Origin of the sequence: Thiocapsa sp. (assembly GCF_035467215.1) — a bacterium.
GTDB lineage: Bacteria > Pseudomonadota > Gammaproteobacteria > Chromatiales > Chromatiaceae > Thiocapsa.
The window spans coordinates 1-2,424 of the sequence record NZ_DATITZ010000302.1 but is presented as its reverse complement, the minus strand read 5'-3'; the positions used below and the strand labels follow the sequence as shown (position 1 = coordinate 2,424).

At 62.6% G+C, this 2,424-nt stretch carries 4 protein-coding genes; 3 read left to right on the top strand and 1 reads right to left on the bottom strand.

Going from position 1 to position 2,424, the window contains the following annotated elements; all coding sequences use genetic code 11:
• The 3 genes from VLR48_RS16675 to VLR48_RS16665 form a co-directional block, all read left to right on the top strand.
• Positions 1-603: transglutaminase family protein (locus tag VLR48_RS16675; RefSeq protein ID WP_325292868.1), on the top strand; the 603-nt coding region annotated here is incomplete at its 5' end.
• Positions 604-1,295: 692 nt separating this feature from the next.
• Positions 1,296-1,586 carry a nucleotidyltransferase family protein gene (locus VLR48_RS16670; protein ID WP_325292867.1) on the top strand — a complete coding sequence of 97 codons (291 nt, stop codon included), beginning with the start codon at positions 1,296-1,298 and terminating at the stop codon, positions 1,584-1,586.
• A gap of 42 nt (positions 1,587-1,628) precedes the next feature.
• On the top strand, positions 1,629-1,949 hold the full coding sequence (locus tag VLR48_RS16665) for a DUF86 domain-containing protein (protein WP_325292866.1): 321 nt from the start codon (positions 1,629-1,631) through the stop codon (positions 1,947-1,949).
• On the opposite strand, the gene VLR48_RS16660 is transcribed toward VLR48_RS16665, so the two are convergent.
• The coding region (locus tag VLR48_RS16660) for an Rpn family recombination-promoting nuclease/putative transposase (protein ID WP_325292865.1) at positions 1,838-2,424 on the bottom strand (587 nt) is incomplete at its 5' end. The two genes, VLR48_RS16665 and VLR48_RS16660, sit on opposite strands and share 112 nt — an antisense overlap.

Here is a 2,424-nt window from a genome sequence, read left to right as displayed (position 1 = left end):
GCCGGCTATCCCTTCGATCCTGCCTGGTTCGATCCCTTCTTCGAGTTCCGTTTCCCGCACTACGGGGATCTGGTCACCGAAAACGGCATCGACATGGAGCTGCGCGCGGCCATCGAGCCGTGGCATGTCCTGGGCGAGGAGGTCACGGCGCAGGGCACCGCCCGCTTCGTCGACAGCTCGGTGGAGCGGATGCAGGTGAAGGTCAACGGCATGGTCGGCGACCGTCATGTGCTCGTGTGCAACGGCCGGCGTGTCCCGCTGCGCCCGACCGGACGCAAGGCCGAGTTCGTCGCCGGGATCCGCTTCAAGGCCTGGAGCCCGCCGTCCGGTCTACACCCGACCATCCCCGCGCACAGCCCGCTCCTGTTCGAGATCGTCGATCTCTGGAACCGCGCGAGCCTGGGCGGCTGCACCTACTATGTCGCCCATCCGGGCGGTCGCAGCGAGAGCAATTTCCCGGTCAACAGCTACGAGGCGGAGAGTCGGCGCATCGCCCGCTTCCGGCTGATGGGACACACCCCGGGGCCGATCGACCCGCCGCCGCACGAGCCGGCCGGGGAGCATCCCTATACGCTGGATCTGCGCTACAAGCCGGGGTGCTGAGCTAAATCGCGTCCCGAGCGGACGGCCGGGTTACGTTGATATGCGCAACCCGATGGACGCCGGGGGATCCGCGCTGGACCCGGTTTAGAAGTCAAGAGGATCGAAGGATCCCGGTCACACTTGCGTGACCGGGGGCATCTTGTCGCTGACCTTAATTTCCCATGAAATTCTCAGGATAATCCGCGCTGACCCTGCCGGACTCGGGCTATTCCACCGCAGCCATTCCACCAAGCGGTTCCGCGATTCCCGTTCGCCTCGAGGCTCCGCTTACGTCCCGAATCGGCCCTGACCGGTCACCCAGCGGCCGAAAGGGGGTGACTCTTCGATCCTGACAGCGGAAAGTCGCGCGCGGTTGAACGAGTTACAAGTCACGACCCTTTGCGACCTCTGAGCCAATCCGCCGAATCCGCCGGAGCGACCGTTTTGCTTCCCGAAGCCGCCCGTGCTCGAGAAAGCCCGTGCTGCGAGCTTCGCTGCGAAGAGATCATATTCCGACGCTTGCAGATGCCGATCGCGGCGACAGTGCAGCCGGTCTTACGAAACATTTTCGGGATCCGTGCCATGGATTTCAGCATCACATCGGTGATCACGACCCGGGGGTCTATGTTAGGCTTGCTGCGGTGAATTTTGGCGCAATCCACAGTTCCTCGGGCGCGAAATCGAGTGCTTGCTGCTGCCGTACGGGTGAAAAAGTGAACAGAGACCAATCCCTGAGACTTCTGGCCGAGCACAAGGCGGATCTGACTCGACGTTTCGGTGTCGTCGATCTGGCGCTCTTCGGGTCGACGGCGCGTGGAGACGAGCGAGTGGACAGCGACATCGATATCCTAGTGTCCTTCGATGGGCCATCGACCTCGCAGCGCTATTTCGGCGTGCAGTTCTATCTCGAAGACCTCCTCGGGCGCCCTGTTGATCTCGGCACTCGCAAGGCACTGCGCCGAGAGCTGGCTCCTTATGTCGAACGCGAGGCGATTCGTGTCTGAGCCCACCGAAAGCAAGCGAGATGGGTTTTCTACCTCGATGACATGATCGCATTTGCAGAGAAGGTATCGGCCTATTCCCGGAGGCTGGAACAACAGGAATTCGTCGGCAACTCGCTCGCCTACGACGCTACGCTCCGAAACCTTGAGCTAATTGGCGAGGCCGCGACGCATATTCCCAATGACGTGCGGTCAGCCAATCCGCAGATCCCTTGCCGTCTCATCATCGCGACACGGAATCGTTTGATCCACGGCTATTTGGGAATCGATGACGACACCGTCTGGAGCATCATCCAGGATGATCTTCCGGCGCTGCTGACTGCATTGCGTCGCATGCGCAAGAAGCTCTCCTCGCCAACCCCCTGATCGCTCGACGCATGGAACGCGATCCAATCGATTCTGCCGGTCCAGGTCTTCACCCGTTCGGCCAACATGGCGCGCATCTCCTGAAGATTGTTGACGTTCGGTCGCTCGGCGCCCGGCACGTGCGCCGGCAGCAGCACGCGCTTGAGCCAGACGACGAAGGCACGGCACAGACTGTCCTGCTCGGGTGCGGCGAGCCAATCAATCAGACTCGCCAGGACCCGCTCGATATCCTCGGGCCGGCGACTGTTCTCGAGCCGAACCAAGGCCGCGGCGACATTGCGCTGTCCCGCTAGCTCGGTATCCGCGAGCCGCTGCTCGTCGAGCAGCAGATAGCGGATCTGCGGCTGCCATCGGCGCAGCTGCTCGGGTAGGTCCGGCTCGATCAACGCGTCGAGACTGGTCTTGGCCCACCAGGATTTCTCGCCATTGCAGAGGACGATCGGCAGCACCGGAGGCCGCGGGCTTCCCGAGGGGA

Coding starts and splice junctions, on each gene's coding strand:
- VLR48_RS16665 (WP_325292866.1), top strand. CDS start 1,629: ATGATCGCATTTGCAGAGAAGGTATCGGCCTATTCCCGGAGGCTGGAA.